The sequence below is a fragment of the Streptomyces sp. NPDC030862 genome (genome assembly GCF_055571835.1).
In genome coordinates this window covers 43,683-64,211 of the sequence record NZ_JBVIEN010000016.1, presented here as the reverse complement: position 1 = coordinate 64,211, position 20,529 = coordinate 43,683, and the positions used below count along the sequence as shown (strand labels likewise).

20 protein-coding genes and 1 riboswitch are annotated in these 20,529 nt (G+C 73.2%); of the genes, 17 read left to right on the top strand and 3 right to left on the bottom strand.

Annotated features, from left to right (window positions below):
• Window positions 1-238: 238 nt before the first annotated feature.
• A riboswitch (FMN riboswitch) is annotated at window positions 239-369 on the top strand.
• 247 nt (window positions 370-616) lie between these two features.
• From ribD to ACZ42X_RS31710, 10 genes are all read left to right on the top strand, one after another.
• On the top strand, window positions 617-1,675 hold the full coding sequence (ribD, locus tag ACZ42X_RS31755; protein WP_468297475.1) for a bifunctional diaminohydroxyphosphoribosylaminopyrimidine deaminase/5-amino-6-(5-phosphoribosylamino)uracil reductase RibD: 1,059 nt from the start codon (window positions 617-619) through the stop codon (window positions 1,673-1,675).
• Window positions 1,676-1,677: 2 nt separating this feature from the next.
• Window positions 1,678-2,286: a riboflavin synthase gene (locus ACZ42X_RS31750; protein ID WP_468297405.1), complete on the top strand. Its 609-nt coding sequence runs from the start codon at window positions 1,678-1,680 to the stop codon at window positions 2,284-2,286.
• Window positions 2,283-2,918 (top strand): nicotinamide mononucleotide transporter family protein, encoded by a 636-nt coding sequence (locus tag ACZ42X_RS31745; RefSeq protein WP_468297402.1) that lies wholly within the window; start codon window positions 2,283-2,285, stop codon window positions 2,916-2,918. Before ACZ42X_RS31750 ends, ACZ42X_RS31745 begins: the two co-directional genes overlap by 4 nt.
• 91 nt (window positions 2,919-3,009) lie before the next feature.
• Window positions 3,010-4,290: a bifunctional 3,4-dihydroxy-2-butanone-4-phosphate synthase/GTP cyclohydrolase II gene (locus tag ACZ42X_RS31740; RefSeq protein ID WP_468297399.1), complete on the top strand. Its 1,281-nt coding sequence runs from the start codon at window positions 3,010-3,012 to the stop codon at window positions 4,288-4,290.
• 37 nt (window positions 4,291-4,327) lie between these two features.
• A complete protein-coding gene (gene ribH / locus ACZ42X_RS31735) occupies window positions 4,328-4,813 on the top strand; it encodes a 6,7-dimethyl-8-ribityllumazine synthase (RefSeq protein WP_361429192.1) in 486 nt (161 codons plus the stop codon).
• 35 nt (window positions 4,814-4,848) lie between these two features.
• Entirely contained in the window at window positions 4,849-5,121 is a 273-nt protein-coding gene (locus ACZ42X_RS31730) for a phosphoribosyl-ATP diphosphatase (RefSeq protein WP_355367284.1), read from the top strand.
• Window positions 5,122-5,198: 77 nt separating this feature from the next.
• Window positions 5,199-6,047, top strand: coding sequence for an ATP phosphoribosyltransferase (gene hisG, locus ACZ42X_RS31725; RefSeq protein ID WP_361429190.1), 849 nt, complete (start codon window positions 5,199-5,201; stop codon window positions 6,045-6,047).
• Between the two features lie 20 nt (window positions 6,048-6,067).
• The gene (locus ACZ42X_RS31720) at window positions 6,068-6,517 is read left to right on the top strand and encodes a PH domain-containing protein (protein ID WP_468297396.1); all 450 of its coding nucleotides are present in this window, start codon (window positions 6,068-6,070) and stop codon (window positions 6,515-6,517) included.
• A 248-nt stretch (window positions 6,518-6,765) separates the two neighbouring features.
• The gene (locus tag ACZ42X_RS31715) at window positions 6,766-8,106 is read left to right on the top strand and encodes a hemolysin family protein (protein ID WP_468297394.1); all 1,341 of its coding nucleotides are present in this window, start codon (window positions 6,766-6,768) and stop codon (window positions 8,104-8,106) included.
• Complete coding sequence (locus ACZ42X_RS31710; RefSeq protein WP_468297391.1) at window positions 8,103-9,266, top strand: hemolysin family protein; 1,164 nt, start codon at window positions 8,103-8,105, stop codon at window positions 9,264-9,266. The genes ACZ42X_RS31715 and ACZ42X_RS31710 overlap by 4 nt, the downstream gene beginning before the upstream one ends.
• 70 nt (window positions 9,267-9,336) lie before the next feature.
• Here ACZ42X_RS31710 and ACZ42X_RS31705 read toward each other — a convergent pair whose 3' ends face one another.
• Both ACZ42X_RS31705 and ACZ42X_RS31700 read right to left on the bottom strand, forming a co-directional pair.
• The gene (locus ACZ42X_RS31705; protein ID WP_468297388.1) at window positions 9,337-11,307 is read right to left on the bottom strand and encodes an AAA family ATPase; all 1,971 of its coding nucleotides are present in this window, start codon (window positions 11,305-11,307) and stop codon (window positions 9,337-9,339) included.
• 450 nt (window positions 11,308-11,757) lie between these two features.
• A complete protein-coding gene (locus ACZ42X_RS31700) occupies window positions 11,758-12,387 on the bottom strand; it encodes a uridine kinase family protein (RefSeq protein ID WP_468297385.1) in 630 nt (209 codons plus the stop codon).
• A gap of 200 nt (window positions 12,388-12,587) precedes the next feature.
• Here ACZ42X_RS31700 and ACZ42X_RS31695 point away from each other — a divergent pair, with 200 nt between their 5' ends.
• The 3 genes from ACZ42X_RS31695 (at window position 12,588) to ACZ42X_RS31685 (ending at window position 15,648) form a co-directional block, all read left to right on the top strand.
• Window positions 12,588-14,000: a peptidase C39 family protein gene (locus tag ACZ42X_RS31695; protein WP_468297382.1), complete on the top strand. Its 1,413-nt coding sequence runs from the start codon at window positions 12,588-12,590 to the stop codon at window positions 13,998-14,000.
• A 139-nt stretch (window positions 14,001-14,139) separates the two neighbouring features.
• Window positions 14,140-14,280: an SCO1431 family membrane protein gene (locus ACZ42X_RS31690; RefSeq protein ID WP_361429176.1), complete on the top strand. Its 141-nt coding sequence runs from the start codon at window positions 14,140-14,142 to the stop codon at window positions 14,278-14,280.
• A gap of 195 nt (window positions 14,281-14,475) precedes the next feature.
• Complete coding sequence (locus tag ACZ42X_RS31685) at window positions 14,476-15,648, top strand: acyl-CoA dehydrogenase family protein (RefSeq protein ID WP_468297379.1); 1,173 nt, start codon at window positions 14,476-14,478, stop codon at window positions 15,646-15,648.
• 98 nt (window positions 15,649-15,746) lie between these two features.
• On the opposite strand, the gene ACZ42X_RS31680 is transcribed toward ACZ42X_RS31685, so the two are convergent.
• A complete protein-coding gene (locus tag ACZ42X_RS31680) occupies window positions 15,747-16,148 on the bottom strand; it encodes a hypothetical protein (RefSeq protein ID WP_468297376.1) in 402 nt (133 codons plus the stop codon).
• A gap of 204 nt (window positions 16,149-16,352) precedes the next feature.
• Between ACZ42X_RS31680 and ACZ42X_RS31675 the strand changes: the two genes are divergently transcribed.
• The 4 genes from ACZ42X_RS31675 (at window position 16,353) to fxsA (ending at window position 20,388) form a co-directional block, all read left to right on the top strand.
• Window positions 16,353-16,793 (top strand): Lrp/AsnC family transcriptional regulator, encoded by a 441-nt coding sequence (locus tag ACZ42X_RS31675; RefSeq protein WP_236239047.1) that lies wholly within the window; start codon window positions 16,353-16,355, stop codon window positions 16,791-16,793.
• Window positions 16,794-16,824: 31 nt separating this feature from the next.
• Complete coding sequence (locus tag ACZ42X_RS31670) at window positions 16,825-18,435, top strand: amidohydrolase (protein ID WP_468297373.1); 1,611 nt, start codon at window positions 16,825-16,827, stop codon at window positions 18,433-18,435.
• Window positions 18,436-18,938: 503 nt separating this feature from the next.
• Window positions 18,939-19,733: a polyprenol monophosphomannose synthase gene (locus ACZ42X_RS31665; protein ID WP_468297370.1), complete on the top strand. Its 795-nt coding sequence runs from the start codon at window positions 18,939-18,941 to the stop codon at window positions 19,731-19,733.
• 67 nt (window positions 19,734-19,800) lie between these two features.
• Window positions 19,801-20,388 (top strand): FxsA family membrane protein, encoded by a 588-nt coding sequence (gene fxsA / locus ACZ42X_RS31660; RefSeq protein WP_468297368.1) that lies wholly within the window; start codon window positions 19,801-19,803, stop codon window positions 20,386-20,388.
• Window positions 20,389-20,529: the final 141 nt, after the last annotated feature.

Genomic DNA, 20,529 nt, shown 5'->3' with positions numbered 1-20,529 from the left:
GTCGGTTCCTCCTGTGGAGGCTCAGGGCACACAACTGGCAAAGGGGTGGGTCGTGTTCGGCCCTGGTGTGCGCACACCGGCGGGTGACGCAGAGATTAAAAGGACTAGACCAACCGGTCAATAGGTCTGGACCACCTATCGGCGGACGGGCGAACCGCCGACGCCTCTGTGAGTCAGGCCACATCATCCGCCCGCGTGGCCGACGATCGTCCATGGCACACTTGCCCTGTATCAGCAGCAGCGCACTCCGGGGTCGGTGTAATTCCGAACCGGCGGTTACAGTCCGCGACCCGGCCGCATCCAGTGGCCGGTTGACCAGGTGAAATTCCTGGACCGACGGTGAAAGTCCGGATGGGAGGCAGTGCGCGGCGGGTGGCCCTGTACAGGGGTGCGCCGGCCGTAGGTGTGCTGGTCGCCGTTTCCCGGCGTCCGGTCCCGTCGGCCTCGGCGTCCCCGTGCGATGGTGCCGTCCCGCTCTTCTGTCGTCATCGACAGGCCCCGGAGTCCGCGCCCGAAGAGGCAGGAGGACCCGGTGGCCCCCGCAGCGGACGCCCACGAGCCCGGCACGGCAGACGTCGACAGCGCCGACCGCGTCGACGGCTCCGACCGTGCCGCCATGCGCCGCGCCATCGCGCTCGCCGCCCGCGGCCTCGGCTCCACCAGCCCCAACCCCGTCGTCGGCTGTGTCATCCTCGACGCCTCCGGACACGAGGTCGGCGCCGGCTGGCACGAGCGCGCCGGAGGCCCGCACGCCGAGGTCCACGCCCTGCGCCAGGCCGGGGTCCTCGCCCGCGGCGGCACCGCCTACGTCACCCTCGAACCCTGCAACCACACCGGCCGCACCGGCCCCTGCGCCCAGGCCCTCGTCGAGGCCGGGATCGCCCGGGTCGTGTACGCGGTCGGCGACCCGAACCCCCAGGCCACCGGCGGCGCCGACACCCTGCGCGCCGCCGGGATCGAGGTCGTCCCCGGACTCCTGGCCGCCGAGGCCGAGGCCGGCAACGCCGCCTGGCTCACCTCCGTACGCCTCGGCCGCCCCTACGTCCTGTGGAAGTACGCCGCCACCCTCGACGGCCGCATCGCCGCGCAGGACCGCACCAGCCGCTGGATCTCCTCCCCGGAATCCCGCGCCGACGTCCACCGGCTGCGCGCCGAGGCCGACGCCGTGATCGTCGGCGCCGGCACCGCCCGCGCCGACGACCCGCACCTCGCGGTACGCGGCATCGAGGGAGCCGTCCAGCCGCTGCGCGTCGTGGTCGACACCGAGGCCACCGCCGTCAAGCCCGGCGCCCGCGTCCTGGACGACGCCGCGCCGACCCTGATCGCGGTCGCCGAGGACGCCGCGACCGACCTCCCCGAGGCCGTGCGGCTGCCGCGCGCCGCGGACGGCCGGGGCCTGTCCGTCCCGGCGCTGCTGGCCGCCCTGCACGAGCGCGGCGTCCGCTCCGTCCTGCTGGAGGGCGGCCCGACCCTCGCCGGGGCCTTCGTCGCCGCCGGCGCCGTCGACAAGGTCGTCGCCTACCTCGCCCCGGTCCTCCTCGGCGCGGGCCCCGCCGCCCTCGCCGACGCCGGGATCACCACCCTCACCGACGCGCTGCGGCTCGACGTCACCGAGACCGTCCGCATCGGCCCCGATCTTCGTATCACCGCCACCGTCGCATCGAAGGAGCGCTGAGCGTGTTCACCGGAATCGTCGAAGAACTGGGTGAGGTCACCGCCGTCGAACGCCTCGGCGACGCCTCCCGCTTCCGTCTGCGCGGGCCGCTCGTCACCGAGGACGCCAAGCACGGCGACTCGATCGCCGTCAACGGCGTCTGCCTCACCGTCGTGGACACCGCCGACGGCGAGTTCACCGCCGACGTGATGGCCGAGACCCTGAACCGCTCCAGCCTCGGCGCGCTGGGCCCCGGCTCCCGCGTCAACCTGGAACGCCCCATGGCGGTCGGCGACCGCCTCGGCGGCCACATCGTCCAGGGCCACGTCGACGGCACCGGCACCATCCTGGCGCGCACCCCCTCCGAGAACTGGGAGATCATCAAGATCTCCCTCCCGGCGGAACTGAGCCGTTACGTCGTCGAGAAGGGCTCCATCACGGTCGACGGCGTCAGCCTCACCGTCGTCGACGCGGGCAGCGACCACTTCACCGTCAGCCTCATCCCGACCACCCTCGCCCTCACCACGCTCGGCATCAAGGAGCCCGGCGACCCGGTGAACCTGGAGGTCGACGTGATCGCCAAGTACGTCGAGCGCATGCTCGGCGACCGCGCCCAGGGGGCGGCCCAGTGAACTGGCTCAACTCCGAGGCCTTCACCGCCTTCGGCCAGCACATCCTCTGGTCGGACATGATCGGCAACACGATCGGCCTGGTCGCCCTCGCGCTCGGCTGGCGCCGCTCCATCCTGACCTGGCCGGCGCAGTTCCTCTCCGGCGTCATCCTCTTCACCGCCTTCGCCGGCCACCTCACCGGCAGCGCCGGCAAGCAGGTCGTCGTCATGGCGGTCGCCGCCTGGGGCTGGTGGCAGTGGAACCGCGGCCGGCAGCAGGCCCAGGACGGTTCGATCGTCGTGCGCTTCGCCACCTGGCGCGAGCGCGGCCTCATGGCGGGCGGCGCCGTCCTCGGCACCCTCGCCGTCGGCGGGCTCTTCACCGCCTACCCGACGCTGTCCTGGGACCCCTGGCCCGACGCGTACATCTTCGTCGGCACGCTGGTCGCCATGTACGCCCAGGCCCGCGGCATGGTCGAGTTCTGGTTCGCCTGGCTGCTCGTCGACCTGGTGGGCGTGCCGCTGAACTTCGCCAACGGCTACGCGTTCTCCGGCTTCGTCTACGTCATCTACGGTGCGCTCGTCCTGTGGGGCCTGCGCGACTGGTGGCTGCGCTCCCGCGCGAACGCCGCCCTGGAAGGAGCACTCCTGTGAGCGACGCATGCGCGGCCGCCGGCCCGCAGACAACCGTGATGCCCGCACCTCTGCGCCGCGCAGGCGGAGAAGCGAACGAAAGGAGCGCGGCATGACCTCCCTCAGCGTCTGGGACGCCACCGACCTCGCGCTCGACCCCGTCGAGCAGGCCATCCGCGACATCGCCGCCGGCCGCCCCGTCGTGGTCGTCGACGACGAGGACCGGGAGAACGAAGGCGACCTCGTCATCGCCGCCGAGAAGGCCACCCCCGAGATCATCGCCTTCATGATGAGCGAGTGCCGGGGCCTGATCTGCGCCCCCATGGAGGCCGACGAGCTCGACCGCCTCCAGCTGCCGCAGATGGTCACCGACAACACCGAGTCGATGAAGACGGCCTTCACCGTCTCCGTCGACGCGGCCCCCGTCCACGGCGTCACCACCGGCATCTCCGCCGCCGACCGCGCCACCACCCTCCAGCTGTTGGCCGCCGGCACCTCCGAGCCGTCCGACTTCGTCCGCCCCGGCCACGTCTTCCCGCTGCGCGCCCAGCCCGGCGGCGTCCTCGTCCGCAACGGCCACACCGAGGCCGCCGTCGACCTCGCCCGCCTCGCCGGGCTGCGCCCGGCCGGCGCGATCGTCGAGATCGCCGGCGAGGACGGCGTGATGCTGCGCCTGCCCGAGCTGGTGCCCTTCGCCCGCAAGCACGGCCTGACGATCATCTCCATCGAGGACCTGATCGCCTACCGCCGCAGCAACGAGCCCACCGTCCGCCGCGAGGCCGAGGTCCGCCTCCCGACGGCGTACGGCGACTTCACGGCGTACGGCTACCGCTCCACCGTCGACGGCGTGGAGCACGTCGCGCTCGTCCACGGCGAGGTCGGCGACGGCGACGACGTCCTCGTACGGCTCCACTCCGAGTGCCTGACCGGCGACATCTTCCACTCGCAGCGCTGCGACTGCGGCCCCCAGCTGGAGGAGTCCATGCGCCGCGTCACCGAGGCCGGCCGCGGTGTCGTCGTCTACCTGCGCGGCCACGAGGGCCGCGGCATCGGCCTGCTGTCCAAGCTGCGCGCGTACGAACTCCAGGAGCGCGGCCGCGACACCCTCGACGCCAACCTGGAGCTCGGCCTGCCCGCCGACGCCCGCGACTACGCCGCCGGCGCGCAGATGCTCGCCGACCTCGGCGTACGCAGCCTGCGGCTGATGACCAACAACCCCGAGAAGATCACCGCGCTCGTCCGGCACGGCCTCACGGTCAACGGCCGCGAGCCCATGCCCGTCCAGGCCGGCGAGCACAACGTGCGCTACCTGCGGACCAAGCGCGACCGGATGGGCCACGACCTGCCCTGGCTCGACGCCGCCGCCGGCGCGTCCCCCTGCAACAACCAGTAACCCGACAGAACGAACGAAGCACGAGGAGAGTACGCACGTGAGCGGCAAGGGCGCACCCGAACTGAGCGTGAAGAACTGCGGCGACCTCCGCGTCGCCGTCGTCGCGGCCCAGTGGCACGAGAAGATCATGGACGGCCTCGTCAACGGCGCCCTGCGCGCCCTGCACGAGCTCGGCATCGACGAGCCGACCCTGCTCCGGGTCCCCGGCAGCTTCGAGCTCCCGGTCGTCGCCAAGGTCCTCGCCGGCCGCGGCTACGACGCGGTCGTCGCGCTCGGCGTCGTCATCCGCGGCGGCACCCCCCACTTCGAGTACGTGTGCCAGGGCGTCACCCAGGGGCTCGTCCAGGTCTCCGTCGACACCGGCGTCCCGGTCGGCTTCGGTGTCCTGACCTGCGACACCGAGGAGCAGGCCCTCGACCGCGCAGGCCTGGAGGGGTCGAACGAGGACAAGGGCCACGAGGCGGTCACCGCCGCCGTCGCCACCGCCGCCACGCTGCGCACGGTCAGTGAGCCCTGGCGCTGAGTGGACAGGGCCCACCCCGTACTCTTAGGACCATCATGGCGAACAAAACCTTCGAAGAGCTCTTCGCCGAGCTGGAGCTCAAGGCCAAGACCGGCGACCCCGCCACCTCCCGTACCGCCGAGCTGGTGGACAAGGGCGTCCATGCCATCGGCAAGAAGGTCGTCGAGGAGGCCGCCGAGGTCTGGATGGCCGCCGAGTACGAGAGCAAGGACGCCGCCGCCGAGGAGATCTCGCAGCTGCTGTACCACGTCCAGGTGATGATGGTCGCGCGCGGGATCTCACTCGACGACGTCTACGCGCACCTCTGATCCACCCCGCCCTCCCCGCACCGAGCCTCACCGAGAACCACCGAGAACCTCCTTTTCACAGTTAGGAAGCCCACCCCATGCTGCGCATCGCCGTCCCCAACAAGGGTTCACTGTCCGGACCTGCGTCGGCGATGCTCCATGAGGCCGGCTACCAGCAGCGCAAGGAGTCCAAAGAGCTGGTGATGGTGGACCCGGAGAACGAGGTCGAGTTCTTCTACCTCCGCCCCCGCGACATCGCCATCTACGTCAGCTCCGGCAAGCTCGACATCGGCATCACCGGCCGCGACCTGCTGCTCGACTCCGGCGCCAACGCCGAGGAGATCCTCCAGCTCGGCTTCGCCCGCTCCACCTTCCGGTACGCCACCAAGCCCGGCACCGCGAGCGGCCCCGCCGACTTCGGCGGCATGACGATCGCCACCTCCTACGAGGGCATCGTCGCCAAGCACCTCGCCGACCAGGGCATCGACGCCTCCGTCGTCCACCTCGACGGCGCGGTCGAGACCGCCATCGAGCTCGGCGTCGCCCAGGTCATCGCGGACGTCGTCGAGACCGGCACCTCGCTGCGCAACGCGGGCCTGGAGGTCATCGGCGAGCCGATCCTCAAGTCCGAGGCGGTCGTCATCCGGCGCACCGGCGCCCCCACCGACGACCCGAAGGTCCAGCAGTTCCTGCGCCGCCTCCAGGGCGTCCTGGTGGCCCGCAGCTACGTGATGATGGACTACGACTGCCGCGTCGAGCACCTGGAGCAGGCCGTCGCCCTCACCCCGGGCCTGGAGTCGCCGACCGTCTCCCCCCTGCACCACGAGGGCTGGGTCGCCGTGCGCGCCATGGTCCCCGCCCGGGAGGCGCAGCGCATCATGGACGACCTGTACGCCCTCGGTGCGCGTGCGATCCTGACCACCGAGATCCACGCCTGCCGCCTGTGAGCTCTTCGAGAACGGCCCCCATGTCCGACACGCAGATCCCCGTGCTCCCGGTCACCTTCCGGCCCCTCCGTACCAGAGTGGTGCTCCTGGCCGTGGGCACGGCGATGTTCGCCGTCATCACGGCGGTCGCCCTCATGCTGGAGCGGCTCAACCCCGGTGAGCGTGTGAGCTTCGTCTTCGTCGCGGCCCTGTTCTTCGGCGTCCTGGCGCTGCTGAGCCGCCCGAAGGTCGTCGCCGACGAGGCCGGCGTCACCGTCGTCAACCTCACCCGCACCCGCCGCCTGGAGTGGGCGGAGATCCTGCGCGTGAACCTTCGCGAGGGTGACCCCTGGGTCTTCCTCGACCTCAGCGACGGCACCAGCATGCCCGCGCTCGGCATCCAGCCGGGCATCGGCAAGCAGCAGGCCATCCGCGACGCGCGTGCCCTGCGGGCCCTGGTCGAGAGCCGGGGCACGTCAGCGGAGCGCTGACCTGGACGAATCGGGCGCCGGCGGGGCGTATGTCCCCCGTACGGGCGCCAACCCCCTGCCCCACCCGGCCCTGGCGTGATTACTCTTGTGGCGGTGGCGCCGAGTGCGCCACCGCCTCGCGCATACGGCGACAGCAGCACCTTTCCGCCGGCGGGGCACCTGCGACCCGAGGAGTGACTCCCTCCAGCAATGGACGGATCGTCCGGTAGTACCTGCGCCGCCCCCTTCGCTCACGAAGAGGCGGCGGCATGATCATCCCCCTTCTGCTGCTCGCCGCGGCATTCCTCCTGATCCTCGCCAACGGCTTCTTCGTGGCCGCCGAGTTCGGCCTGGTCACGGTGGAGCGGGCGGACGCCGAGCGCGCCGCCGCCGAGGGCGACCGGCGGGCCCGTACCGTCGTCCGAGCCCTGCGGGAGCTGTCGTTCCAGCTCTCCGGCACCCAGCTCGGCATCACCATCACCTCGCTCGTCGTCGGCATGCTCGCCGAGCCCGCGCTCGCGCAGCTCCTCGACGGGCCGCTCACCGCGACCGGACTGCCCGAGGGGGCCGTCTCCGGTGTCGCGGTGGTGATCGGCATGCTGGGCGCGTCCGCCGTCCAGATGGTGATCGGCGAGCTCGTACCCAAGAACTGGGCGGTCTCCCGCCCGCTGCAGGTCGCGCGGTTCGTCGCCGGCCCGCAGCACGCCTTCTCGACCCTCTTCCGGCCGGTCATCGCGCTGCTCAACGCCGTCGCCAACCGGCTGGTACGGCTCCTGGGCGTCGAGCCCACCGAGGAGCTCGCCTCCGCCCGCACCCCCGGCGAGCTGGTCTCGCTCGCCCGGCACTCGGCGCGGGCCGGCGCCCTCGAACAGGACACCGCCGACCTCTTCGTCCGGACGCTCGCCCTGGGCGGGCTGACCGCGCAGCACCTGATGACGCCGCGCGTGAAGGTCAGCGCCCTGCGGTCCGACGCCACCGCCGCGGACGTCCTCAACCTCACCCGGGCCACCGGCCTGTCGCGCTTCCCGGTCTACCGGGACCGCATCGACGAGATCATCGGCATGGTGCACCTCAAGGACGCGCTCGCCGTGCCCGCCGCCCAGCGGCTGCGCACCCCGGTGGCCGACGTGGCCCTCCCGCCGCTCCTCGTCCCCGAGACGCTGCCCGTCCAGGCGCTCCTGGAGCGGCTGCGCAGCGAGCAGCCGATAGCCGTCGTCGTGGACGAGTACGGCGGTACGGCCGGGGTCGTCACCCTGGAGGACATCGTCGAGGAGCTCGTCGGCGAGGTCCGCGACGAGCACGACGCCGAGGGCGACGACCTGCCCGAGCTCGTCCCCGTCCCGGCCGAGGACGGCCACCCCGCCTGGGAGGCTGACGGCAGCTGCCGCGTCCACACCCTCAAGCGGATAGGCCTCGACGTCCCCGACGGGCCGTACGAGACCGTCGCCGGGCTCGTCGCCGACCTGCTCGGCCGTATCCCGGCCCCCGGCGACCGTGCCGAACTGCCCGGCTGGCGCCTGGCCGTGCGCCAGGTCGACCGCTACCGCGCCGAGCGGGTCCGCCTCGTCCGCACCGCCGATCTGGCACACGCCGTGGAGGCGGCCCGATGAGCGTGCTCCAACTCCTGTTCGCGGGCCTGCTGGTCCTCGCGAACGGCTTCTTCGTCGGCGCCGAGTTCGCCCTCGTCTCCGTGCGCCGCAGCCAGATCGAACCGCTCGCCGCCGCGTCCAAGCGGGCCCGCCAGGTCCTGTACGGCCTGGAGAACCTGCCGCAGATGATGGCCGCCGCGCAGTTCGGCATCACCATCTGCTCGCTCACCCTGGGCGCCGTCGCCGAGCCGACCGTGGCCCACCTGCTGGAGCCGGTGTTCCACGCCGTGCACCTGCCCGAGGGCCTGATCCATCCCCTCGGTTACGTCATCGCGCTCGCCGTCGTCGTCTTCCTCCACCTCGTCATCGGCGAGATGCTCCCGAAGAACCTGGCGATGGCCGCTCCCGAGCGCACCGCGCTGTGGCTCAGCCCGGCCCTGGTCGGCTTCGCCCGGCTGTGCCGGCCGGTGACGGCGGCGCTGGGCGCGTGCTCGCGGCTCGTCCTGAAGGCCTTCGGCGTCGAGCCGAAGGACGAGGTCGAGGCGGTCTTCACCAGCACCGAGCTCGGGCGGCTCGTCGAGGACTCCGGCCAGGCCGGGCTGCTCGACCCGGCCGAGCAGGAGCGCCTGGAGGACGCGCTGGAGCTGGGCAGCCGCCCGGTCTCCGACGTCCTCATCCCGCGTACGTCCCTGGTGACGGTCACCCCGTCGGTCACCCCGGCGCAGGTCGAGGCACTGACGGTACGGACCGGCTACTCCCGCTTCCCGGTGCGCGCGGAGGGCGGCGGCGGGGTGTTCATGGGGTTCGTGCACGTCAAGGACGTGCTGGACCTGGAGGACGCCGACAAGGCCGTACCGCAGCGCGTCTGGCGGCCGATGGCCACGCTGCGGGCCGAGCTGCCGCTCGACGACGCACTCACCGTGATGCGCCGCGCGGCCACGCACCTCGCGCAGGTCGCGGACGCGTCCGGGCGGGTCCTCGGGCTGGTGGCGATGGAGGACGTGCTGGAGATGCTGGTCGGTGAGGTACGCGACCCGGCGCACCGCACGCCCGCTCCCGCCCCGGCCCCGGCTCCCGCGCCCGCGGCTGTGGCGCCGGAGGCCGCCGGGTCCGACGCCATCGGGCCCGACGCCATCGGGCCGCGCCCGGCCGCTCCGGAAGGCGTGCTCGCCGCCCAGTAGCCGGGCCCGGGCTTGGTAGCCGGATCCGGCGGCCGGGCCCGTCAGCCGGGTCCGGGCCCGGCTGCCCGGCTCAGTAACCCGGCGGCTCCTGCGGGCCGCGGTCCACCGGACCGCGGCCCGACAGCACCTCGCCGTACGCCTGCATCAGGTCCGGCAGCCGCAGCGTGGACAGGTCCTCGCGGCCCGGCATCCGGCTGTAACCCGACAACCGCAGGTCGCGGTACGCGCACGACTTCTCGTACAGCGTGCGCAGGAACCGGCCGTTGCCCAGCTCGTCGATCCAGCCCTGCTCCACCACGTGCGCGCTGATCGAGCGCAGCTCCTCCAGCGCCTCCTCGTCCCACACGTCGTCGTTCGCCGCGGCCAGCACCTCGCCGATCGCGGTCAGTTCGAGCGGCCGGTACGACGGGAAGTCCACCCGTGTCGTGAACCGGGAGGACAGGCCCGGGTTGGTGGCGAGGAGCCGGTCCATGCCCTCGGGGTAGCCGGCCAGGATCACCACCAGGTGGTCGCGGTTGTCCTCGGCGCGCTTGAGCAGCACCTGGAGGGCTTCGTCGCCGTACGCGTCGCCCTTGCTGTAGCCGGAGTTGGAGAGCGCGTACGCCTCGTCGACGAAGAGCACCCCGCCGAGCGCGGAGTCGATCAGCTCGTTGGCCTTCACCGCCGTCTGGCCCAGGAACTCACCCACCAGGTCCGAGCGTTGCGCCTCCACCAGGTGGTCACCGCCGAGCAGCCCCAGCGCGTAGAAGACGCGGCCGAGGATCCGGGCCACGGTGGTCTTCCCGGTGCCCGAGGGGCCCGAGAAGACAAAGTGACGTTTCGGCGGCTGGACCGGAAGCCCCTGCGCCGCGCGCAGCCTGGCCATCTCCAACTGCGCCGAGAGCGCCTTCACCTGCCGCTTCACCGGCTCCAGGCCCACCATCCGCTCCAGCTCGGCGAGCGCCTCGGCGAGCAGCGCCGGATCGGTCGGGCTCGCGGGGAACGGCGGCGACTTGGGCCGGCCGGGTCCCGCCGCCTTCTCCCGTACGCCGTGCACGGGCGGTACCGGTACCGACCCGCTCCGCGGCGGCGGGGGCTGCGGGGGAGGGGCCGCGGGCGCCTGCGGTGACTGCGGTGCCTGCGGCGGCGGCGCGTCCACGCCACCGCCCTCCGACAGGTCCCCGGAGTCCCGGCCGTCGAAGACACCGTCCTGCCCGGCCCCCGCCCCCGCGCCGGTCAGCGACACCGCCGCGAGACCGGCCGCCGCGGCCGCCGCTTCGTCCGAGCCGTCGAACCCGTCGTACTCGGCGATGGCGGCCAGCCGGGCGGAGGTGTCCATGAACGCCGGGTCCACCCGGTGCACGGCCCGGTAGAGGGGGAGCGCGGCGGCGGTGCGCCCCGTGCCCTCGTGGGCCCGCGCCAGCCAGTAGCGCAGCTCCTTGCGCTGCGGCTGCTCGCTGCGGCAGCGCATCAGCGCGGCGGACAGCATCGGCTCGGCCTGCCCGTACATCTCCAGCCTGACCCGGGCCATGCCGCCGAACAGTCCGGCCTCGATGCCGAGCAGCGGGTCGTCGACGAGCGGCTCGGTGTGGCGCACGAGCTGGTCCCAGTCCTTGACCAGGTACGCCCGGCAGGCGTGCAGGAACCGCACCTGCGGGTCGGTGTCGACGGGCGGGAGCCCCGCCAGCGCCCGGTCCAGCTCCGGCACGTGGCGGCCGTCCAGCCAGTGCGAGGCGTGCGCGAGCAGCAGGTCGCGCGGGCTCTCCAGCACCGGCTGTACCCACCAGCCCAGCCAGTACCAGGAGTTGAGCTTGCGGCGGTGGCGGGCGCGCTGCTCGCCGAAGCGGTCCCGGTTCCGGTACATGCGCAGCAGCGCCGTGGTCGTGTCGACCCGCAGCGCGTGCAGCCCGAGCCAGCCGTCGGCCATGCCGGGATCGATCCGCACCGCGGTGCGGAACTCCTCCTCCGCCTGCGGATACGCGCCCATGGTGTAGGCGTCCACGCCGCGCAGCCAGGCGAGGTCGGCCGGGGCGTGCGCGCCGCCCTGCGTGCCGAAGTCCATCGGGTCCCCCACAAACCGTGCCCTCGTACCTCCTCCCGCCGGGCGTCGCCGCCCGCCGGAAGCCTGCCCAATCGCCCTCTTGTGAACGGGATCTGCCGAACGGGATCTGCCGCACCGAGGTGCACCGAGGTGTACCGAGAGGCATCGTACCTGCGCACTGCGTGTGCGACGAAGGGCGCGAAGAAGGCCCGGGACCCGATTCGAACGGCTTCGGACGCCCGCGGACCACGGTGACCCACGGTGAGCGTCGACGGGGCGCGCGGCGCTGGGAGAGAGGGGTGGAGGGCAGAACGAAGCCCCCGATCACGGGGGAACAACCGGGGGCTTCGCGTCTGCGACGGCTTCGGAAAGCCGCACATTGAGAACGTAAGACCTGTACGCCCCGTCGGTCAAGCGAAGTTGAGGCACTCTCGGAGGCTGAATTCCGACTGTTCGGTACGGTGGCGAAAGTCAGTCACGTTGCGTGACGATCTGGTTCTGACCGGCTGTCTCGGCAGCCCCTGGAAGCCACTCGTATCCCTCTGGACACTCCCGTACCAGGGTGTCGGCGTAGGGACGGGACGGGTCCGCTTCGAAATGGCGTGTCTCCGCCACTGTCCATCCGTCCCAGAAGGCGGACTGCGCCGGTCCGTCCCGGTGGCGGCCCCTCGCCCACGACGCGGCGGCCCCACGGTCCATCCAGAGCAGCCGCGCCAGATGGGGACGCAGCGCGCGACGGCCGGCACCGACGCCCTCGATCACGACGACGGGGGCGGGCGGCAGCTCCCGGACCGGACCGGCGAAGCGGCGCGAAATCCAGTCGTACGAGTGAAAGCGCGCCACCTCGCCGCGGTTCAGCGGATCGAGTACGTGGGCCCGGAAGCGGTCCGTCCACGCGAACAGTTCGTCGTGGCTGGCGATGTCGTCGAGATGGAGGACCGGGGCGCCGCCGAGGGCCGCCGCGAGCCGGTCCGCGAACGTGGACTTGCCCGAGCCGGCGTGGCCGTCGACCGCCACGAGACGCACCGGCCCGCAGGAGGGCGGCAGCCCGCGCAGCTCGCCGGCCAGGCGGCGGAGGTCGAGGGGGCGGGGCTGGTCCATGCGGCCACCCTACAAAGCCCCGCACGAAGCCCCGCAGGAAGCCGAGCGCGGCGCACACCCCCGCACGGGGCCCATCGGCCGCTTCGTCGGCGCCGTTGCTGGTGGATCCGGCCCCGCAGCCGGGATAGTGGGCGCACCTGTCGTGCACTTGTCGCCCCATCCGTACAGCTGCCCGTACATCCCGACTGGGGGTCACCGCCATGACCAGCTCCACGCCACCCTCCACACCGCCCGCCACGCCGTCATCCGGTCCGGCGGGCGCGGCGCGCAGAACCGTGCTGGCCGCCGCCCTCGCCGCCGCGGGCTCCGCGGCGGCGTCCGTCGCCCCGGCGTCCGCCTCACCCGCCCCGTCCGCCCGGACCGTCCCGGCTCCGACGGCCGCCGACCTCGTCGACAACCGCTTCTGGACCTCGTACACCGACTGGCGCTCCGGCGACCACGCCGGCACCCGGGCCGTCGCGACGCGCCGCCCCGGCCTGGTGATCGGCACCCCGGCCGGGCGCACCGACTACACCGACCCGCACACCGGCCGCACGGCCGCGTGGGAGTACGCCACCTGGACCTCGCCCCGCCACACCCCCACCGTCCCGGCCACCGAGCTCATCGCCTCCTGGAACGCCGACACCCCGCCCGGCACCTGGATCGCCGTGGAGCTGCGCGGCCGCTACGCGGACGGCACCGAGACGCCCTGGTACGTGGTGGGCCGCTGGGCCGCGGGTGACACGGACATCCGCCGCACCACGGTCGACGGGCAGAACGACGGCCGGAGCGCCGTGTGGACCGACACCGTCGCCGTCGAGGACGCGTCGAGCGGCGTGCGCCTGGTCTCGTACCGGCTGCGGCTCACCCTCCACCGCCGGCCGGGCAGCGGGCTCACGCCCACGGTGTGGCGGCTCGGCGCGATGGCCTCGGACGTCCCGGACCGCTTCACCGTCCCGGCCTCGGCGCCGGGCCCCGCCCGCGAGCTCGTGGTGCCGCGCTACTCCCAGCACACGCACATCGGGCAGTACCCGGAGTACGGGGGCGGCGGCGAGGCCTGGTGCAGCCCCACCTCCTCGCAGATGATCATCGAGTACTGGGGCCGCCGGCCCACGGCGGCGGAGCTCGCCTGGGTGAACCCCGCCTTCGCGGACCCGCAGGTCTGCCACGCCGCCCGCCAGACCTACGACCACCAGTACGACGGCTGCGGCAACTGGCCCTTCAACGCCGCCTACGCCGCCACGTACGCCGACATGAACGCGGTCGTCACGCGGCTGCGGTCGCTGACCGAGCTGGAGACCCTGATCCGCGCCGGCATCCCGGCCATCACCTCCCAGTCCTTCCTCAAGGAGGAGCTGACCGGCGCGGGTTACGGCACGGCCGGGCACTTGATGACGGTCATCGGCTTCACGGACGGCGGTGACGTGATCGCCAACGACCCCGCGTCCCCCTCGAACGAAGCCGTACGCCGCGTCTACCGGCGCCGGGAGTGGGAGAACATCTGGCTGCGGACCAAGCGCCACAACGCCTCCGGGAAAGTGGTGTCCGGCACAGGGGGCGTCTGCTACCTGTACTGGCCCGCCCACCCCACGGCCGCGCAGCGCAGGGCGTTGGCGGCGGTCGGCCTCCGCTGAGCGGCACCCGGACGGCACCGGGCGGCCCCGGGGCGTGATGAACGTCTCTACCCCGGGGCCCGCCCGCGCTGGCACTGTGGATGGGCGCCGTGGGCGACGTCCACGGCCACTCCACCCCGCACACCGCCCGGAGACCTACATGACCGCTGCCGCCGCTGCCGCCCCCCGCGTCCGTACCGGAGGTCCGAAGGACGACGGCCCCGAGCTGCTGGAGCAGATCCTGGGCTGGGTCCTCGTCGTCGTGTTCGCCATGCTCGTCACCCGCGTCGGCCTCTTCTGAGCCCCGCCCGCGGGCCCCGCCGGTGACCCCGTGACGGGACGCCTCTGATCGGGCATACTCAACGCGCCACAGCCGCTGGCCAGCTCATTTCCGTGATCCGGGAGGGCAGCATCGGCGAGGCAGTGAGATCGGCGGCGCCGCCCACCCTAGTCGCGTGCGCCCGCCGTAGCGCCCGACAGGGAGGAGAGCGCCGCAATGTCCGACCGCGCCCCGCAGCCGGTGGAACGTCAGCTGCCCACCGAGGAGTCCAGGGATCTGATCGCCCTGGTACGCGACATCGCGCAGCGGGAGATCGCTCCCCGCGCGGCCGAGGAGGAGGACGCCGGCCGCTTCCCCCGGGAGATCTTCACCCTGCTCTCCGAAGCCGGCCTGCTGGGCTTGCCGTACGGCTCCGACTTCGGCGGCGGTGACCAGCCGTACGAGGTCTACCTCCAGGTCCTCGAAGAGCTCGCCGCCGCCCGCCTCACCGTCGGCCTCGGCGTCAGCGTCCACTCGCTCTCCTGCCACGGCCTGGCGGCGTACGGCAGCAAGGAGCAGCGGGCCGAGCACCTGCCCGCCATGCTCGGCGGTGGCCTGCTGGGCGCGTACTGCCTCTCGGAGCCTTCCTCCGGCTCCGACGCGGCCTCCCTGCGCACCCGGGCCGTCCGGGACGGCGACGACTGGGTCATCGACGGCACCAAGGCCTGGATCACCCACGGCGGCATCGCCGACTTCTACACGGTCATGGCCCGCACGGGCGGCGAGGGCGCGCGCGGCATCACCGCGTTCCTGGTGCCCGGCGACGCCGAGGGCCTCACCGCCGCGGCCCCCGAGAAGAAGATGGGCATGAAGGGCTCGCCCACCGCCCAGCTCCACTTCGACGGGGTGCGCGTCCCGGACGCGCGCCGCATCGGCGACGAGGGCCAGGGTTTCGCCATCGCCCTGTCCGCCCTGGACTCCGGCCGCCTCGGCATCGCGGCCTGCGCCGTCGGCGTCGCCCAGGCGGCGCTGGACGAGGCCGCCGCGTACGCCACGCAGCGGCAGCAGTTCGGCCACCCCATCGCGGACTTCCAGGGGCTGCGGTTCCTGCTCGCCGACATGGCCACCCAGATCGAGGCGGGCCGCGCCCTGTACCTCGCCGCGGCCCGGCTGCGCGACGCGGGCCGTCCCTTCTCGCGCGAGGCCGCGATGGCGAAGCTGTTCTGCACGGACGCGGCGATGCGCGTCACCACGGACGCGGTCCAGGTGCTCGGCGGCTACGGCTACACCGCGGACTTCCCGGTGGAGCGCTACATGCGCGAGGCGAAGGTGCTCCAGATCGTGGAGGGCACCAACCAGGTCCAGCGCATGGTCGTCGCACGCCACCTCCTGGGCCCCGAGTCCCGCTGAGGGCACCCGTCCCCGGCCCCCGGCTCAGCAGTTCGCCCGGTCCCGCACCACGCCGGTGCGGGGCCGGGCGACGCCGCTCGCCACGGTCCGGGAGTGCCTCAGGCCGCCCGCCGCATCCGCGGCACCCGGGACGCCTCGGGCGCCTCCGTCCGGCGCGGCACCTTGATCGGACGCGAGCCGGGGCCGCCCACGTGCGAGAAGGGCTGCGTCCGCCAGTCGAGCCCCTGAGGGAGCGTCAACAGCAGTCCGGTGTCCTGCTCCTGGAGGTCCAGCGACTCGTCGGCGGGACGCGCCTCCGAGGCCGGCCGTCCCGTGCCGGAGCACACCGACAGGACGAACGGGTTCCACGGTGTGGGGCACAGCGCGTGCTCGGGCAGCACGTCCTCGTCCGCCAGCAGCGCGATGGGCTGGGCGCAGTCCGGGCAGATGACCCGGACCATCTCATAAGTGTCGTAGAGGTCGAGCTCGTCCGTCTCGACCGAATCAACAGGCTCCTGCATGGAGAATCTCCCCCTCGGGTGGGCCGACCAGGCTCATGCGACCTCGACCACAGCAAGCAATTCCCTTCCGGTCCACCGAATAACCATCCGGTTACGGAGGACAGGGGCCCCAAACCTGTGGTGTTGGTCACATGCCGCGCGCAGGTGCCCCTCTGACGTGCTCCCGACTGGGCCGTAGGGCACCCGGGGCAATAGGTTGACCGCATGGAGGAGCTGGATCGTCAGATCGTCGAGTTGCTCGTCAAGGACGGGCGCATGAGCTACACCGACCTGGGCAAGGCCACCGGCCTGTCCACGTCGGCGGTGCATCAGCGCGTCCGCCGCCTCGAGCAGCGCGGAGTCATCCGCGGCTACGCCGCGGTCGTCGACCCCGAAGCGGTCGGCCTGCCGCTGACGGCGTTCATCTCGGTGAAACCGTTCGACCCCAGCGCCCCCGACGACATCGCGGACCGGCTCGCCGACATCCCCGAGATCGAGGCCTGCCACAGCGTCGCCGGCGACGAGAACTACATCCTGAAGGTGCGCGTGGCGACCCCGCTGGAGCTGGAGCACCTCCTCACCCGGATCCGCTCGCAGTCGGGCGTCTCCACCCGTACGACGGTGGTCCTGTCCACCCCGTACGAGGCCCGGCCACCGCGCGTCTGACCCGGCGCCGGGGGTCCTTAGGCTGGTCACCATGACCGAGAGCGAACACCGCACCGTGCTCCTGCGCGGTGGAGACGTCCACAGCCCCGCCGACCCCTTCGCCACCGCGATGGTCGTGGAACGCGGCCACGTCGCGTGGGTGGGCTCGGAAGGAGCGGCGGACGCCTTCGCCTCCGGTGTGGACGAGGTGATCGACCTCGAGGGCGCCCTGGTGACCCCCGCCTTCACCGACGCCCACGTGCACACCACGGGCACCGGGCTCGCCCTCACCGGCCTCGACCTGTCCGGCGCCCGCACCCTGGCCGAGGCCCTGGACCTCGTACGGGCGCACAGTGCCGCGCGCCCCGGCGACCGGGTCCTGCTCGGGCACGGCTGGGACGCCTCGCGCTGGCCCGAGCAGCGCCCCCCGTCCCGTACGGAGCTCGATGCGGCCACCGGAGGGCGCCCGCTCTACCTGCCGCGGGTCGACATCCACTCGGCGGTCGTCACCAGCGCCCTGCTCGACCTGGTGCCCGGTGTCACCGGCCTGACCGGCTACCACCCCGAGCGGCCCCTCACCGCCGCCGCCCACCACGCGGTACGCGCGGCCGCGTACGCCGCCGTCACGCCCGGCCAGCGCGCCGAGGCCCAGCGCGCCGCGCTGCGCCGGGCCGCCTCGCTCGGCATCGGCACCCTCCACGAGTGCGGCGGCCCGGAGATCTCCAGCGAGGACGACTTCACCGCCCTGCTGGCCCTCGCCGCCGACGAGCCCGGGCCCCGCGTCGTGGGCTACTGGGCCGACACCGACGTGAAGCGGGCGCACGCCCTCGGCGCCCTCGGCGCGGCCGGGGACCTCTTCGTGGACGGCTCCCTCGGCTCGCACACCGCCTGCCTCGATGCGCCGTACGACGACGCCGATCACACCGGTACGGCCCACCTGGACGCGGCCGCTGTCGCCGCCCATGTCACCGCCTGCACGGAGGCGGGCCTCCAGGCGGGTTTCCACGCCATCGGGGACGCCGCCGTCGGCGCGGTCGTCGAGGGCGTCCGGGCGGTCGCCGAGACCCTCGGCCTGGCACGCGTGCGCGCCGCCCGCCACCGCGTCGAACACGCCGAGATGCTCACCCCCGAGACCATCGCCGCCTTCGCCGAGCTGGGCCTCACCGCCTCCGTGCAGCCCGCGTTCGACGCGGCCTGGGGCGGCGAGGACGGCATGTACGCCCAGCGCCTCGGCGCCGAGCGGGCCCGCACCCTCAACCCGTACGCCGCCCTGCTGCGCGCCGGGGTGCCCCTCGCCTTCGGGTCCGACAGCCCGGTGACCCCGCTCGACCCGTGGGGCACCGTCCGCGCCGCCGCCTTCCACCGCACGCCCGAGCACCGGATCTCGGTGCGGGCCGCCTTCACCGCCCACACGCGCGGCGGGTGGCGGGCGATCGGCCGGGACGACGCCGGCGTGCTCGTCCCCGGCGCCCCCGCCGACTACGCGGTCTGGCGCACCGGCGACCTGGTCGTCCAGGCGCCCGACGACCGGGTCGCCCGCTGGTCCACCGACCCGCGCTCCGGGACGCCGGGCCTGCCCGACCTCACGCCGGGGGTCGAGCTCCCGGTCTGTCTGCGCACGGTCGTCGCGGGGCGGACCGTCTTCGTGCGACCGAACGAGTGAGATAGGGACATTTCGTACACCGGCCGCGCCCGGCGAGGGTCCTCCACGACCTGCGGATCTTCGTCGCTGACCTGGCCGTACGGTCAAGAGCCGCAGGTCCCGGGGGTGTTGACAGCCGACGGTCGGCGGCCGGTAGGTTCGGCCGGGTCCACCACAGGGCGTCCGACCGACGCCCGACCGGCCGGCCTCCCCGCCATCGTCGAACGCCGCTGGGTCACGGGTGGTGCGCCGCACCGGCGCACCACCGTCGGCAGCCAGGTCCAGCGTCCGCGCCTCGGGGGACGAGGGAAGGTTCTTCCGGTCGTGGTCCCCCGCTCCGCAGGGAGCGCGGGGGAGGGTGCGACCCGGGTGGGGCCCGGACGTTCAGTAGACAACGGCTCTCGGTCGACCCGCAGCCAGCGGGCCCCAGGTCGGCCCGAAGGACGCCGGGCCCCGATCCGCGGACCCCTGCGCCTCCACCGGTCGCTATGGTGGAGCCCAGCGTACGGACGTAAGGGGCAGCAGTGAACGACGGTGGTCAGAGTCGCCAGAGTGGCCAGACCGGTCAGAGGCGATACGGTCCGCTCGGCAAGGCCCTGGTGATCATCCCCACCTACAACGAGGCCGAGAACATCAAGCCGATCGTGACCAGGGTCCGGGCTGCCGTACCCGACGCCCATGTCCTGGTCGCCGACGACAACAGCCCGGACGGCACCGGCAAGCTCGCCGACGAGCTGGCCGCCGAGGACGACCACGTCCACGTCCTGCACCGCAAGGGCAAGGAAGGGCTGGGCGCGGCCTACCTGGCGGGGTTCCGGTGGGGCATCGAGCACGGCTACGGCGTGCTCGTCGAGATGGACGCCGACGGCTCCCACCAGCCCGAGGAGCTGCCGCGCCTGCTGACCGCCCTCAAGGGCGCCGACCTGGTGCTGGGCTCCCGCTGGGTCCCCGGCGGCCGGGTGGTCAACTGGCCCAAGTCGCGCGAGTTCCTCTCCCGCGGCGGCAGCACCTACTCGCGGCTCCTGCTGGACGTCCCCATCCGCGACGTCACCGGCGGCTTCCGGGCCTTCCGCAAGGAGACCCTGGAGGGCCTCGGCCTCGACGACGTGGCCTCCCAGGGCTACTGCTTCCAGGTCGACCTCGCGCGCCGCGCCGTCGCCGCCGGGTACCACGTCGTCGAGGTCCCGATCACCTTCGTGGAGCGCGAGCACGGCGACTCCAAGATGAGCCGGGACATCGTCGTCGAGGCGCTGTGGCGCGTCACCGCGTGGGGCATCGGCTCCCGCGCCGACCGCATCATGGGCCGCAAGCGCCCCTGAGTCGTGCCCTGCCCTTCCTGATCACCCCTTTACGCCGCGCTGGCGCGGTCTTGGGCACACTGGGGGCATGATGACCGGCTCACCGCCTCCTGCCGCCCGTAAGCGCTCCCGCGCCCGCACGCTCGCTCCGCTCGCCCTCGCCGCCTGGCTGGTGGTGGAGATCTGGCTGCTGACCCTCGTGGGCGGCGCTGCGGGCGGGCTCACCGTCTTCGCCCTGCTGGCCGGCGCCGGGCTCCTCGGCGCCGCGGTGATCAAGCGGGCCGGGCGGCGGGCCTTCCGGACGCTCACCGAGACGCTCCAGCAGCAGCAGCAGCAGGCGGGCGTGGCGCCCGACCCGGACCGGGGGAGTACCGGAAACGGCTTCCTGATGCTCGGCGGACTGCTGCTGATGCTGCCGGGGCTCCTGTCGGACGTGGCCGGCCTGCTCCTGCTGCTGCCGCCGGTCCGCGCGATGGCGGGGCGCTACGCCGACCGGGCGCTGGACCGGCGGATGCGCGCCATGGTGCCCGGCTCCCTGGGGGACGCCTTCCAGCAGGCCCGTATGCACCGCCCGGACGGCAAGGTCGTGCCGGGCGAGGTCATCCGCCCCGACGCGGCGGGGCGGCGGCCCGGCCCGCAGGGCGACGAGGGCCCCCGCCCGCCGCTGACGCCCTGACCGTCCGCGTACGGGGCCGTACAGGGGCTCCATACGCCAAGAGCCGCGGGGGGGGGGGGGGGGGGGGGGGGGGGGGGGGGGGGGGGGGGGGGGGTTTTTTTTTTTTTGTATGGGGGGGTCCATCTTTCTTCGTCGTGCCTT